This window comes from Bacillus sp. FSL K6-3149 (assembly GCF_038630515.1).
Taxonomy (GTDB): domain Bacteria; phylum Bacillota; class Bacilli; order Bacillales; family Bacillaceae; genus Bacillus; species Bacillus pumilus.
Genome location: NZ_CP152034.1, coordinates 3235192 through 3249580, shown reverse-complemented (window position 1 = coordinate 3249580; position 14389 = coordinate 3235192). Strand labels below are relative to the sequence as shown.

17 protein-coding genes are annotated in these 14389 nt (G+C 41.6%); 16 read left to right on the top strand and 1 reads right to left on the bottom strand.

All coding sequences use genetic code 11. The features are described from left to right. Positions 1-4: 4 nt before the first annotated feature. Entirely contained in the window at positions 5-775 is a 771-nt protein-coding gene (locus MHB83_RS16535) for a 16S rRNA (uracil(1498)-N(3))-methyltransferase (RefSeq protein ID WP_339160184.1), read from the top strand. Continuing rightward, positions 775-2133: a tRNA (N(6)-L-threonylcarbamoyladenosine(37)-C(2))-methylthiotransferase MtaB gene (mtaB, locus tag MHB83_RS16530; RefSeq protein ID WP_050943741.1), complete on the top strand. Its 1359-nt coding sequence runs from the start codon at positions 775-777 to the stop codon at positions 2131-2133. Before MHB83_RS16535 ends, mtaB begins: the two co-directional genes overlap by 1 nt. 38 nt (positions 2134-2171) lie before the next feature. On the opposite strand, the gene MHB83_RS16525 is transcribed toward mtaB, so the two are convergent. Next, the gene (locus MHB83_RS16525) at positions 2172-3101 is read right to left on the bottom strand and encodes a Na/Pi symporter (RefSeq protein WP_003217427.1); all 930 of its coding nucleotides are present in this window, start codon (positions 3099-3101) and stop codon (positions 2172-2174) included. A gap of 182 nt (positions 3102-3283) precedes the next feature. Between MHB83_RS16525 and rpsU the strand changes: the two genes are divergently transcribed. From rpsU to MHB83_RS16455, 14 genes are all read left to right on the top strand, one after another. Continuing rightward, positions 3284-3457, top strand: a complete 174-nt coding sequence (rpsU, locus tag MHB83_RS16520) for a 30S ribosomal protein S21 (RefSeq protein ID WP_003152957.1) — start codon at positions 3284-3286, stop codon at positions 3455-3457. Between the two features lie 14 nt (positions 3458-3471). Then, positions 3472-3921 (top strand): GatB/YqeY domain-containing protein, encoded by a 450-nt coding sequence (locus MHB83_RS16515; protein ID WP_003217508.1) that lies wholly within the window; start codon positions 3472-3474, stop codon positions 3919-3921. A 141-nt stretch (positions 3922-4062) separates the two neighbouring features. Beyond that, entirely contained in the window at positions 4063-5376 is a 1314-nt protein-coding gene (locus tag MHB83_RS16510) for a nodulation protein NfeD (RefSeq protein ID WP_050943742.1), read from the top strand. Between the two features lie 26 nt (positions 5377-5402). Then, positions 5403-6395 (top strand): flotillin-like protein FloA, encoded by a 993-nt coding sequence (gene floA / locus MHB83_RS16505; RefSeq protein ID WP_003217317.1) that lies wholly within the window; start codon positions 5403-5405, stop codon positions 6393-6395. A gap of 31 nt (positions 6396-6426) precedes the next feature. Next, positions 6427-6924, top strand: a complete 498-nt coding sequence (locus MHB83_RS16500; protein WP_003217339.1) for a hypothetical protein — start codon at positions 6427-6429, stop codon at positions 6922-6924. Between the two features lie 207 nt (positions 6925-7131). Beyond that, positions 7132-7413: a sporulation protein YqfC gene (yqfC, locus tag MHB83_RS16495; RefSeq protein WP_012010618.1), complete on the top strand. Its 282-nt coding sequence runs from the start codon at positions 7132-7134 to the stop codon at positions 7411-7413. Between the two features lie 18 nt (positions 7414-7431). Next, positions 7432-8622 carry a sporulation protein YqfD gene (gene yqfD, locus MHB83_RS16490; protein ID WP_342496480.1) on the top strand — a complete coding sequence of 397 codons (1191 nt, stop codon included), beginning with the start codon at positions 7432-7434 and terminating at the stop codon, positions 8620-8622. Between the two features lie 3 nt (positions 8623-8625). Continuing rightward, the gene (locus tag MHB83_RS16485; RefSeq protein WP_003217430.1) at positions 8626-9585 is read left to right on the top strand and encodes a PhoH family protein; all 960 of its coding nucleotides are present in this window, start codon (positions 8626-8628) and stop codon (positions 9583-9585) included. Between the two features lie 138 nt (positions 9586-9723). Beyond that, the gene (locus MHB83_RS16480) at positions 9724-11811 is read left to right on the top strand and encodes an HD family phosphohydrolase (RefSeq protein WP_050943969.1); all 2088 of its coding nucleotides are present in this window, start codon (positions 9724-9726) and stop codon (positions 11809-11811) included. Further along, positions 11812-12291 (top strand): rRNA maturation RNase YbeY, encoded by a 480-nt coding sequence (gene ybeY, locus MHB83_RS16475; protein WP_012010615.1) that lies wholly within the window; start codon positions 11812-11814, stop codon positions 12289-12291. Then, positions 12269-12655 carry a diacylglycerol kinase family protein gene (locus tag MHB83_RS16470; protein ID WP_003217363.1) on the top strand — a complete coding sequence of 129 codons (387 nt, stop codon included), beginning with the start codon at positions 12269-12271 and terminating at the stop codon, positions 12653-12655. The genes ybeY and MHB83_RS16470 overlap by 23 nt, the downstream gene beginning before the upstream one ends. Positions 12656-12768: 113 nt before the next feature. Next, a complete protein-coding gene (locus MHB83_RS16465) occupies positions 12769-13167 on the top strand; it encodes a cytidine deaminase (RefSeq protein WP_003217296.1) in 399 nt (132 codons plus the stop codon). Next, on the top strand, positions 13160-14065 hold the full coding sequence (gene era / locus MHB83_RS16460) for a GTPase Era (RefSeq protein WP_003217394.1): 906 nt from the start codon (positions 13160-13162) through the stop codon (positions 14063-14065). Before MHB83_RS16465 ends, era begins: the two co-directional genes overlap by 8 nt. Before the next feature lie 148 nt (positions 14066-14213). Then, positions 14214-14357: a YqzL family protein gene (locus tag MHB83_RS16455; protein ID WP_003217288.1), complete on the top strand. Its 144-nt coding sequence runs from the start codon at positions 14214-14216 to the stop codon at positions 14355-14357. Positions 14358-14389 lie beyond the last annotated feature (32 nt).

Sequence of the window (14389 nt, the reverse complement as noted above, 5' to 3'; positions counted from 1 at the left end):
ACGTATGCAACGATATTTTATCGACCTCACGAAAGAAGAAGTGATCGCAAAGGGATCTATCGTCATCAATGGTGAAGATGTACATCACCTTTCCAACGTCATGCGCATGAAAGCAGGGCAGGAAATCCTTTGCTTAACGACAGACGGCTTTGAAGCGCTCAGTAAAATTGATACAATAACAAAGGAAGAAGTCATTTGTCACGTTGAAGGCTGGACAAATCAGGACAGAGAGCTTCCGGTAAGAGTAACAATTGCGAGCGGTCTCCCAAAGGGAGATAAGCTTGAGCTGATTATCCAAAAAGGCACAGAGCTTGGCGCAAGCGCATTTATCCCGTTTCAAGCGGCTCGTTCTATTACAAAAATTGACCAAAAGAAGTCACATAAAAAACGAGAGCGCTGGGAGAAAATCGCGAAAGAAGCAGCTGAACAGTCCTACCGGAATATCATTCCTCGTGTTGATCCAGTATCAACATTTAAAGAGCTGACTCAATTAGCTGGTGAATTCGATAAATGTGTCGTTGCATACGAAGAATCATCGAAAGAAGGAGAGCAAAGCCGCTTTCAAACTGTGCTCCAACAGATGAAAGGCGGACAAACCTTGCTAGTGGTTTTTGGCCCTGAAGGCGGTTTAGCAGAAAAGGAGATTGAAGCGCTTGAAACGCTTGGTGCAGTCATTTGCGGGCTTGGACCACGCATTTTAAGAACAGAAACAGCTCCTCTTTACGCGCTTTCTGCTATATCTTATCAAACAGAGTTATTAAGAGGTGAATCATGATGGGAACAGTAGCGTTCCATACACTTGGCTGTAAGGTCAATCACTATGAAACAGAAGCGATCTGGCAGCTGTTTAAAGAAGCAGGCTATGAAAGAAAAGAGTACGAATCAAAAGCAGACGTATATGTCATTAATACATGTACGGTCACGAATACTGGCGATAAAAAAAGCCGCCAAGTCATTAGAAGAGCCATTCGTCATAACCCGGATGGTGTCATTTGTGTAACAGGCTGTTATGCGCAAACATCTCCAGCAGAAATCATGGCGATTCCTGGTGTTGATATTGTCGTGGGAACACAAGACAGACATAAATTACTCGGTTACATTGAAGAATATCGCAGAGAAAGACAGCCGATTAATGGGGTTGGCAATATTATGAAAGCACGTGTGTTTGAAGAACTCGATGTTCCTGCTTTTACAGACAGAACACGTGCGTCATTAAAAATCCAAGAAGGCTGTAACAATTTCTGTACATTCTGCATTATTCCTTGGGCTCGCGGACTTCTTCGTTCTCGTGATCCAGAAGAGGTCATCAACCAAGCGCAGCAGCTTGTGGATGCCGGCTATAAAGAAATTGTATTAACAGGTATTCACACAGGTGGATACGGAGAAGACTTAAAGGATTATAACTTTGCAAAGCTTCTGAAAGAATTAGATGAACGTGTCAACGGCTTAAAACGAATTCGTATTTCATCTATCGAAGCAAGTCAAATTACAGATGAAGTGATAGAAGTGCTTGATCAGTCAGATAAGATTGTCAGACACCTTCACATCCCGCTTCAATCTGGCTCTAATACAGTGCTGAAAAGAATGCGCCGTAAATATACGATGGAATTCTTTGCAGAGCGTTTAACAAAGCTGAAAAAAGCATTGCCAGGTCTTGCTGTCACCTCTGATGTGATTGTAGGATTCCCTGGAGAAACAGAAGAAGAGTTTTTGGAAACATACAACTTTGTCAAAGACCATCAATTCTCTGAACTGCACGTATTCCCTTACAGCAAACGTACAGGTACGCCAGCTGCAAGAATGGAAGATCAAGTGGATGAAAATGTGAAAAACGAACGTGTCCACCGCTTGATCGCTCTTTCTGATCAGCTTGCGAAAGAATACGCATCAGCTTATGAAGGAGATGTCCTAGAGATTATTCCGGAAGAATCCTTCAAAGAACAAGAAGGAAAGCACAATCTTTATGTGGGCTATACAGATAACTATATGAAGGTTGTTTTTGAAGGAACAGAGGACATGATCGGCCGTTTGGTCAAAGTGAAAATTACGAAAGCGGGTTATCCTTATAACGAAGGACAATTCGTTCGTATAAGCGATGAAGTACAAACAGACAAAGTGAGAATGACCTCATAATCAATAAAACACCGGTGCCAAAAGGGCAAGCCGGTGTTTTATTTTGATTGATTCGGTAAAAGGCATAAAATCAATGTGTGAAATGGACGGATGAACGGGAAGAAAAGCAAAGAGCTTGCCACATTAAACAGCAGGCTGAAGTGCGCAATTTGCTGTGCGGGAGCGTTTGCAAGAAGGGCGACGAATTCTGTCATCATGGCGAGAAATGGGAGACATAAAAGCACTCCGAGCACATTAAACAAAACGTGTGCATAAGCCGTTTGACGTGCTGCATAGCCGCCAGATATGGCAGCCATTACGGCTGTAATACATGTCCCAATATTGGACCCTAACACAAAGCTGATGCCTTCCTGAAGCCCAACCGTTCCTTCATTCATAAACCCCATTAAAATGCCGATACAGACGGAGCTTGAATGAACAATCGCTGTGAAGATAGTACCCGAAAGCAGCGCCGTCCAGTCAGAATGCTGCATCATTTCGAGAAAGCGCAATGTCTCAGGCTGACTTGTCATCATACCTGCAATTTTAGAAAAGCCTTGAATACAAAAAAAGATCATCCCGAGTCCAAATATACTTTTTCCTGCATGCCTAAAAGATTTTTTGCCTAACATCATGCATATCAGACCAGCTAGGATTAAAACCCACATGAAAACATCCATTTTAATGGCGATAAATTCTGTTGTAAACGTAGAGCCAATATTGGTACCAAGAATCATTGGAATGGATTTTTTAAAAGAGAGAATACCTGTACTGACAAAGCCAATCACGATGACCATAAACGCTGAACTGCTTTGAAGAATCCCTGTAAATACGATGCTGACTAAGAATGCTTTTACCGGATGATCTGTAAAGAGAAGAAGTGATTTCTCAATACGAGACGACGCAAGCGCCATTAATCCTTTTCTCAGCAAACCCATTGACCATAAAAAAATGAAAATAAGTGCACAAAAATAAATGATCGCCATCATAGAAAAGTCCTCCTCTTACCAATGAATATATGGACTTGTCTACCTGCTCATGACGAAAATATATTTCCAAATCACTTAGTTGACCTCACACTAGGCTTATATTATAATGTCTAGGTACATGTTTTGCATGTATATCTTTTTTTAATGCAGTCGATTGGTGTATTCGGAGGGAGGGAAAGAGAATGTCAAAAACGGTCGTTAGAAAAAACGAATCGCTTGAAGATGCTCTTCGTCGCTTTAAACGCAGTGTATCCAAAACTGGAACATTGCAAGAAGCAAGAAAGCGTGAATTTTATGAAAAGCCTAGCGTAAAGCGCAAGAAAAAGTCTGAAGCTGCTAGAAAACGTAAATTCTAAAGAGGGTGGATTTTATGAGTCTTCTTGAGCAATTAAATTCTGATATGAAGCTTTTTATGAAAAACCGTGAGAAAGACAAGCTTGTTGTCATTCGGATGGTTAAGGCTTCGCTCCAAAATGAAGCAATTAAGCTTAAGAAAGACAGTTTGACCGGCGATGAGGAACTAACCGTCCTTTCCCGCGAGATTAAGCAACGTAAAGACTCCCTCCATGAATTTTCGAAAGCTAATCGCTTAGATTTAGTAGATAAAGTTCAAAAAGAGATTGACATCTTAGACGTTTATTTACCTGAACAGCTTTCTGAAGAAGAACTGCAAACGATCGTGAAAGAAACGATTGCTGAAACAGGTGCTTCATCGAAGACTGATATGGGTAAAGTCATGAGCGCTATTATGCCAAAAGTAAAAGGTAAAGCTGATGGAGCTGTCATTAACAGACTTGTCAGCGAACAGCTGTCTCAATAAAAAAGTATCCTTCTATTGTTAGAAGGGTACTTTTTTTATACCTTCATCATTCTGTCATATAAAAATGAAACCTATGATACATTTGTAACGTATGTAAAGGAACAGTAAAATGGAAGATAGAGAGGAGGGATCACCAAATAGATGAAAAAAATAAAAATTTCTATTGCTCTCTTCAGTTGTTTTATAATATGCTTATTATTAGGGGTTCAATTGACCGCGAAATCAGTAGATCAGAAAGTTCATGTTATCCCTATTGAAGATACAGTAGAAAAAGGACTTTCTCAATTTATTGAACGATCATTTGAGCAGGCAAAGTCCGAACGAGCAAAACATATCATTCTAGACATCAATACACCAGGTGGTGCAGTCGATGCTGCGCTAGAGATCGCAGATGCCATTCGTGCGTCTGATATCCCTGTGACAGCGTTTGTGAATCATAGAGCGCTTTCAGCTGGGGCATTCCTTGCACTAAATGCCGATCAAATCTATATGACCCCAAATGGAAAGATGGGGGCTGCGGCGATCATTGATGGAGAAGGCAATGCTGCCGATCAAAAATCTGAATCGCTATGGCTTGCTGAAATGAGTGATGCTGCCGAAAAGCAGGGGCGTGATCCAAAGTATGCACTTGCAATGGCAGATGTAGATATAGACGCAAAAGAAGCTGGTGCACCAAAAGGAGAATTGCTCACCTTCAACACAGACCGTGCGCTTCAATTCGGTTATGCAGAAGGGGAAGCGAAAAATATGGATGACTTGCTTCAAAAGCTGAATTTAGCCGATGCTTCTGTTCAATACGATGAAGTGAGCTTTGCTGAAAAGGTTGCGCGCTTTCTCACGCACCCAATCGTCATTCCAATCCTTTTATCCATCGCAAGCTTAGGGTTAATTGTTGAGCTCTATTCTCCTGGCTTTGGGATTCCAGGCACCATGGGAGTGACAGCGCTTCTTTTATTCTTTTATGGTCATCTCGTGGCTGGTTTTGCAGGATATGAGACGTTGTTCCTGTTTATAGCAGGGATATTGCTCATGATTCTGGAATTGTTTTTGCCGGGGGGAATCGTAGGTGTCATTGGACTGATCTGTGTGGTTGTCAGCTTGTTTTTAGCAGCTGGAAGCTTTACAGAAATGGCGATTTCCATCTTGATTGCCACTGCTGTTTCAATCGTAGCAGTTATTTTATTGACAAAGGTGTTGGGGAAACGTATGAAATTTTTCAAAAAGTTCATTTTAACCGATTCAACCAATAAGGAAAGCGGTTATGTCTCAAATGAAACAAGAGAAGATCTTGTTGGGCAAATCGCGGTGACAGCAACCGCACTTCGTCCGTCAGGTACAATAGTATTTGGAGATGAGCGCATTGATGTTGTGTCAGAAGGTGCATTCATCGATAAGGATGAACAAGTAAAAATTGTGAAAGCGGAAGGCTCACGCATTGTCGTGAGGAAAGTATAGATAACTGATTTTATAGGAGGAATAAAATGGATCCATCTACTTTACTATTATTTGTGATTATCGCAGCAGGTCTGATCGTTCTATCGATCTTCTTCACCTTTGTACCGGTGATGCTGTGGATTTCTGCCCTAGCGGCTGGCGTAAAGGTAAGCATTTTTACACTTGTAGGAATGAGACTTCGCCGCGTTATTCCAAACCGAGTGGTCAACCCGCTTATTAAAGCACATAAAGCAGGTCTTGATGCGACGATTAACCAGTTAGAGAGCCACTATCTTGCAGGTGGTAACGTGGACCGAGTTGTGAACGCATTAATCGCAGCTCAACGCGCGAATATCGAATTGAACTTTGCACGCTGTGCAGCGATCGACCTAGCAGGCCGTGACGTACTTGAAGCAGTTCAAATGAGTGTAAACCCTAAAGTCATTGAAACACCATTTATCTCTGGTGTGGCGATGGACGGGATTGAAGTGAAAGCAAAAGCACGTATTACAGTTCGTGCAAACATCGACCGACTTGTTGGTGGTGCAGGGGAAGAAACGATTATTGCTCGTGTAGGTGAAGGGATTGTCTCTACAATCGGTTCATCAGATAATCATAAAAAGGTTCTTGAGAACCCTGATATGATTTCACAAACAGTTCTTGGTAAAGGATTAGATTCAGGTACTGCGTTTGAAATCCTCTCGATTGATATCGCAGATGTTGATATCGGTAAGAACATCGGGGCGATTCTGCAAACAGACCAAGCAGAAGCAGACAAAAACATTGCACAGGCAAAAGCGGAAGAACGCCGCGCGATGGCTGTTGCCCAGGAGCAAGAAATGCGTGCAAGAGTTGAAGAAATGCGCGCGAAAGTTGTAGAAGCAGAGGCTGAAGTACCACTTGCAATGGCTGAAGCATTACGTGAAGGTAATATTGGAGTCATGGACTACATGAATATTAAGAATATCGATGCTGATACGGATATGAGAGATTCATTTGGTAAAATGACTAAAGGTCCATCTGATAATGAAAACAAATAAGCATCCTCTCACGCTTTAAGGAGGGAGCCCATTGGACATTCTATTTGAAAATCCGCTACTAATTGCGATTATCATCGGTATCATCTCTGCTGTCTTTGGGAAAATCGGCAAACAAGAGGAGAACGAACAAAAGAATCAGCAAAACAAGCCCGCTCCTCAGCGTAAGCAGATGCCCCAAAAGCAAACAAAACAAACAAGTCCAGATCCAGTCGTGACGGATCAGATGGACGATTTCGGCGATGTACATGATCATGGCGGGATGAAGAAAAAAACATCTCAATCCTTACAGGACCGCTATACCGCTACACTTGCCGAAATGGAAGAAAGAAAAAGCGAGCTGAATAGAGAATTCCAATCGCTTGAAAGAGAACTGACAAGGCCAAAGGCTGCTTCTGCCGAAGTGAAGCCAAAGATCATTGAGAAGCTCAATCAAGATACAATTGTTCAGGGGATGATCCTTGGAGAAGTATTTGGAGAGCCGCGCGCGAAAAAGCCGCACAGAACGATGAAACGGCCATATAACAGATAAACGAGAAAGTCCCTTTATATAAAGGGGCTTTTTTTGTTTGACCTGATGGAGATTTCTTGCAGTAAAAATGCTGAAACGGCTGTTTTGCGGGATTCATTAGCATGATCTGAACCGCTGAGGAATAGGATGATATAGAGGCTTTCTCATCAGTCTCACCATCTTTCAGTTTGATCTCATACACATGGGGCGGGAAGGGGTTCTAATTGAATGGGAAAAAGAAAAAATCGACTTAAAGCATGGCTGACAAGAACACTTGAAATCCCTCCAGACGTCATGATGGATCTTCCCCGTATTACGATGGTTGGCAGACTCCACATTTACATAGAGAATCATAAAGGGCTTTTGCTTTTCAGTGATCAAGAGGTAAGGCTGATGCTCAAACAAGGACAATGCATTATTTCAGGGAAAGATTTTGTGATTAAAACGATTTTGCCAGAAGAGATCTTATTAGAAGGGAAAATCGATGAGGTCCGTTATATTGATTCTTAACTGACGGAGGGGAGAAGTGTGAAGAATAAATGGTTCGCCTATTTTATTGGCAGAGTGGAAGTGGAAATCAAGGGAAACGGCATTGAGCGGCTCATCAATGAGTGCACGAGACAGGGGATCACAATGTTTCAAGTGAGCCGCCGTCAAGACAGCGTGCGCTTATTTATTCGCTTATCAGATGTACATGCCTTCAGAAAAGTACAAAGACATCATGAGGTAACATGTTCATTTCATCAAAAGAAAGGATTTCCGTTCCTTCTCCTATGGTCAAGGAATAATATTGGGTTTACCCTTGGGATTGTGTTTTTTCTAGTGACGATATTGGCACTTTCAAACATGGTGTGGAAAATTGATATTAAAGGAGCCAATCCAGAAACTGAACATCAGATGAGAAAGCATTTAAACGAGATTGGTGTGCAAAAAGGCCGTTTTCAGTTTCTAATGGGAACACCTGAAAAAATTCAAAAATCACTGACCGCCAATATTCAAAGCATTACATGGGTTGGCGTTGAACTAAACGGTACAACATTTCAAATGAAAGTTGTGGAAAAAAATGAGCCGGAAAAAGAGAAATATACGAGTCCTCAGCATATTGTGGCCAAGAAGAAGGCGGTCATCACGAGAATGTATGTGGAAAAAGGGGAGCCGCTTGCCGCAGTTGATGAACATGTGAAGAAAGGACAAATGCTTGTCTCTGGCCTCATCGGCAGCGAAGACCAGCAAAAAACGGTTGGTGCTAAAGCGAAAATTTATGGTGAAACGTGGTATCGTTCTGAAGTTTCTGTCCCTCTTCGAACATCTTTTGATGTCTTTACGGGTAAAATGAAGACAAAGCACAAGCTCTCCGCATTTGGAGGTTCAATGCCATTTTGGGGCTTTTCCTTTAAAAAGGATGATTTTAAGCAGCCAAAAACAGAAACTGAAGTTCACCCACTCCATTTCTTAAACTTCCAGCTCCCATTTTCCTATGAAAAAGAAACGACACGCGAAAGCGAAAAAATAAACTGGACATACACAAATAAAGAAGCGGTTCAAGCAGGGATTAAAATGGGTAAAAAAGAATTAGAAGAGAAGCTAGGTCAAACAGGAGAGGTGAAAAGTGAAAAAGTTTTGCACGAGACAACAGGGAATGGTAAAGTTAAGTTAATCATCCTTTACCAAGTAATAGAAGATATTGTTCAACCAACACCTATTGTTCAGGGAGACTAGAGAATGACAGAACATTTACTTGAAATTCAACAAAAATTAGATAGCCCAAACGAAGCCATTGCTTTATTTGGAAATCAAGATGCTTATCTGAAACTGATGGAAAACGAGCTGAATGTCTCCATTATTACGCGCGGAGAAAAGGTGTATGTTTCTGGTCAGGAAGCATCAAGAGAAACAGCGAGCCGTCTGATGACATCTCTCTTACATCTCATCCGAAAAGGAATTGAGATTTCTGAACGGGATGTCGTATATGCCATCAAAATGGCGCAAAAAGACAAGCTCAATTATTTTGAAAATATGTATGAAGATGAAATTACGAAAAATGCAAAAGGAAAGTCAATCAGGGTAAAAACCATTGGCCAGCGGGAATATGCTGCGGCGATGAAAAAAGATGACCTGGTCTTTGGAATTGGACCAGCTGGTACAGGCAAGACGTATTTGGCCGTCGTCAACGCCGTTCATGCACTGAAAAATGGACATGTGAAACGGATTATCCTGACAAGACCAGCTGTTGAAGCAGGAGAAAGTCTTGGCTTTTTACCAGGTGATCTAAAGGAAAAAGTAGATCCTTATTTAAGACCACTATATGATGCCTTGCATGATGTGCTTGGCAGTGATCATACGGAACGTTTAATCGAGCGCGGTGTGATTGAAATAGCGCCTCTTGCCTATATGAGAGGACGGACACTCGATGATGCATTTGTTATTTTAGATGAAGCGCAGAATACAACGCCTGCCCAAATGAAAATGTTTTTGACGAGACTTGGGTTTGGCTCTAAAATGGTCATTACAGGAGATATTACACAGATTGACCTGCCGAAGGGCATGCAGTCTGGCCTTGCAGCTGCAAAGGACATGCTTGCAGAGATCAAGGGCATCTCATTTATTGAGCTAGACCAGACAGATGTGGTCAGACACCCGCTTGTGGCAAAGATCATCGGAGCATACGAAAAGCAAAAATGACCTTAGTGACCCGATCGTCTTCATCGGGTCATTTTGTTTCGATCGTGGTTTAAAGTAAAAAAGGAGGTACTTTCCTTGAGAAAGAATCAGAAAGACAGTAAGCGCAAAAGACTGCTGTCTAAAAAAGAACCTCAGAAAATGGAGCGCTCACGTTATTTAAATGTTTTGCTATACGCTGGTTTAGCAGCCATTCTATTCGTGGTGCTCTTCTTCCATGTAAAGCCTGAATCGCTCGACTTAGATTTATTTTCAGTGAGCGAACAGACCATCTATTCTCCATCAACCGTCGATGATCAAGAAGCGACAGAAGAAAAGAAGCAAGAAGCAACAGATCAAGTAGAGGATCAATATACACTCAAAAAAGCGTATTCTGACAATCGTGTTGACCTCATCTCCTCCCTTTTCGAAGCCATTAAAGAAGAGAAGAAAGCAGCTGATGAAAAAGAAAATCCGCCATCAGATAAAGAAATGGTCAAGCGTGTCAAAGAAAAACTCACATCAGATATGCAGGAGGCTGTTTCAGACCAATCCATCAAAGCACTGCTTCAGGCAAGTGACGAAAATCTCTCTTTTACTAAGGATTCCATCATCACAGTGGTGAATTCACTGATGAGTAAAGAAATCACAGCAGCGAAATTACAAGATGAGAAAAAACAAGTGAAAACAGAGCTTGAAAATAACTCAATTCCATCCAAATACTTAAATGCGGCGAAAGAAATCGGTGAATTTGCGATCATTCCAAACTATGTATTTGATCCAGTGGCGACAGAGAAGAAAAGGCAAGAAGCCGCTGATAATATACAGCCGGTTCAAATTAAGCAAGGGCAAATCTTAGTCGAAGAAGGGGAACTTATCGACCGAGAAGTGTATCGTAAATTAGAACTGACAGGGCTCTTAAATAGCTCCAATTTGATTAAACCTGTAAGCGGTCTTATGATCTTGATTGGTCTATTCTTAGCAGCGATTATTCATTCACTTGAATCGAGGAAAAAATCGCTTGTTCATAAGAATAAGTCGTTGCTTCTCTACTCGCTCATTTTCACCATTATTTTAGTTATCATGGAAGTATTCAGTCTCTTCCAGGAAACGAAGTATACGACGATAGGTTATGTGGTGCCAGTGGCACTTGGCACGATGCTGATCAAGCTGCTTATCAATGAACGACTAGCGATCTTCTCTGGCCTTGTATTTGCTCTTTGCGGCAGTATGATGTTTAATCAAGGAGTAACCGGCGTCTTTAACTATGTGATCTGCGCTTATTACCTTGTGAGCGGGATGGCGGGCATTTTATTTTTGAGAAAGCATAATGCACGTTCAAAAATATTGCAGGCAGGGCTTTCGGTCGCTTTGGTGAATGTCCTTGTGGTTCTATCCATTACGCTGATTCAAAACTCCTCACCATCAGGGCTTGAAATCGGTGTGAACCTTATGATGGCGATTGTGTCAGGGTTTGCATCATCTATTTTGGTAATTGGGCTAATGCCTGTGTTTGAGAGCATGTTCGGCATTCTTTCAACAATGAAGCTGATTGAACTATCAAACCCAAATCATCCGCTGCTTAAAAAGATTTTAACAGAGACACCAGGTACATATCATCATAGTGTCATGGTGGCAAATTTAGCGGATGCTGCATGTGAAGCAGTCGGAGCAAACGGTCTTTTAGCAAGGGTCGGCGCTTATTATCACGACATTGGGAAAACGAAAAGACCGCAATACTTTATCGAAAACCAAATGAATATTGATAATCCGCACGACAAGCTTTCTCCTCAGCTAAGTAAAAATATCATTATTGCCCATACGACAGATGGAGCTGATATGCTGAGAGAAAAGAAGTTTCCTGAAGAGCTTGTCGATATTGCCGAACAGCATCACGGGAAGTCGCTGTTAAAGTTCTTTTACTATAAGGCAAAAGAGCGTGATGATCAGGTGACAGAAGAAGAATTCCGTTATCCTGGGCCAAAACCGCAATCAAAAGAAGCGGCGATTATTTCTGTAGCGGACAGCGTGGAAGCGGCGGTACGATCGATGCATAATCCAAATCCAGAGCGGATCGAAAAGCTCGTCAAAGGCATTATTTCCGATAAAATGCAGGATGGGCAATTTAGCGAATGTGATCTGACATTTAAAGAGTTAAATATTATTAGTCAAACGATTTGTACAACATTAAAGGGGATTTTCCATTCTCGGATTGAATATCCAGATGCCCCGAAGCAGAAGGTGAAGTAAATGACATTGTTAATCGATTTAATAGATGAAACAGGACAAGTATCAAAAGAGCAGCTTGAAGAAGTGGAAAAGCTTCTTCAGTTCGCTGCTGATGCCCTTGAGGTCAAAGATCAAGCGGAGGTATCAGTGACGATCGTTTCGAATGAAGAGATTCATCAAATTAATAAAGAATACCGCGGAAAAGACGCACCAACGGATGTGATCTCCTTTGCACTCGAAGAAGAAGGAGAAGGGGAAATTGAAATCATTGGTGCTGATGATATTCCGCCTGTACTCGGTGACATCATCATTAGTGTGGACCGTACGAAAGAGCAGGCAGAGGAATATGGACATTCCTTTATGAGAGAGCTTGGATTTCTCACCATTCATGGGTTCCTGCATTTGCTCGGGTTTGATCATATGACAGAGGAAGATGAAAAAGAAATGTTCGCCAAACAGACAAAGATCTTGGATGATTATGGCCTTTCAAGATCTTCGTAAGAAAAGAAGGCCGCTTGCCCGTTTTTTTCGGAGCTTTTATTATGCATTTAGAGGAATATGGCGAACTTTCTTGAATGAACGGAATTTTCGATTTCACACAGTCGCAGCCATCATCGTGGTGATCTGCGGCTTTTGGTTTCACATTGAACCATTCGAATGGATGATCGTTTTGCTTTTATGCGGGGGGATGTTTGCCCTTGAACTTGTCAATACAGCCATTGAACATACAGTGGACCTTATGACAGAAGAGAGGCACCCGCTTGCTGAGAAAGCGAAAGACGCCGCAGCAGGCGCTGTTTGCGTTTACGCCGCGATTTCGGTTATGATTGGGTTGATGATCTTCTTACCGAAGATCATGCAATAGAACAATATTACTATTTATTAACATTTTTAGAAATGGGCGTGAAAATGTCACGTGAATTATGTAAAATATAAATGTGACAGTGGGTCCATTTCTTCTGAAAGTGGGAACTAGGAATGAACAAACAAGAGTTGATTTCAGAAGCAGTTAAAGCAAGAGATTTTGCATATGTACCCTATTCAAAATTCAAAGTCGGTGCAGCATTGTTGTCGAATGATGGAAAAGTGTATGGCGGCTGCAACATTGAAAATGCAGCATATGGTATGTGTAATTGTGCGGAAAGAACAGCACTTTTTAAAGCCTATTCAGAAGGCATCACATCGTTTCAAATGCTAGCGGTAGTAGCTGATACAGACCGGCCTGTTTCGCCGTGCGGCGCATGCAGACAGGTTATTTCAGAGCTATGTGCACCTGACATGCCAGTGATTCTAACGAACTTAAAAGGACAAATATACGAAACAACAGTAAACGAACTATTGCCAGGCGCATTTTCACCGGAGGATTTAAATGACTAACGAAAGCTTCAAATCAGGATTTGTATCCATTATTGGAAGACCAAATGTAGGAAAATCAACCTTTCTTAATCGTGTGATTGGACAAAAGATCGCCATCATGAGTGATAAGCCCCAAACGACACGAAACAAAGTGCAAGGTGTCTTAACAACAAACACGTCACAAACGATCTTTATCGATACACCAGGGATTCATAAACCTAAGCATAAGCTTGGTGATTTTATGATGAAAGTAGCTACAAATACACTGAAGGAAGTCGACCTGATCTTGTTTATGATCAATGCAAAGGAAGGCTATGGCAAGGGTGATGAATTCATCATTGAACGACTCAAGCAAACATCTACACCGGTATTCCTAGTCGTCAATAAAATCGACCAAATTCACCCAGATGAGCTGTTCCTTTTAATTGATGAATACCGCACACGTTATCCATTTAAGGAAATTGTGCCAATTTCAGCTCTTGAAGGAAACAACATTGACACGCTTCTTCAGCAGGTTGAAGGTTATCTTCCTGAGGGCCCGCAATTTTATCCAGCAGATCAAGTAACAGATCATCCAGAGCGGTTTATTATTTCTGAATTAATTCGTGAAAAAGTGCTGCATTTAACAAGAGAAGAGATCCCGCACAGCATTGCAGTGGCGATCGAATCCATTAAGCCAGATGAAAATGGCAAGATCCATGTGGCGGCGACCATTGTCGTAGAACGTGATTCACAAAAAGGGATTGTTATTGGGAAACGAGGCAGCTTATTAAAAGAAGTGGGACAAAAAGCGCGCAGAGATATTGAAGCACTTCTCGGTTCAAAAGTGTATCTGGAGCTTTGGGTAAAGGTTCAGAAGGACTGGCGTAATAAATCCACTCACCTTCGTGACTTCGGATTTAGAGACGACGAATATTAAAAAATTGCTGCTGTTGTCATAAAATCTGACAATGGTGCGGTTCGATTAGTAAAAATTGTTTATCATGAAATGGAGGTAGCCTGGTCAAGATATAATTAATATGTTGGATGTAGCGTTGCTGCTTCTAATAAAGAAAGGTGGGGTTTTTATGTTGAATTTTACATGGAACGTATTTTCACAAACAGGAAGCGTTGACACGTATCTGCTTTTCAAAGAGTTAGAAAAGGAGAACCTGGAAAGACCCGATGTACTTGAAGAAGAGATAGCACGATTTGATTTTCCAATCTTATAATTCTTGACCCCCTCCAATGCTCGGAGTGTAGA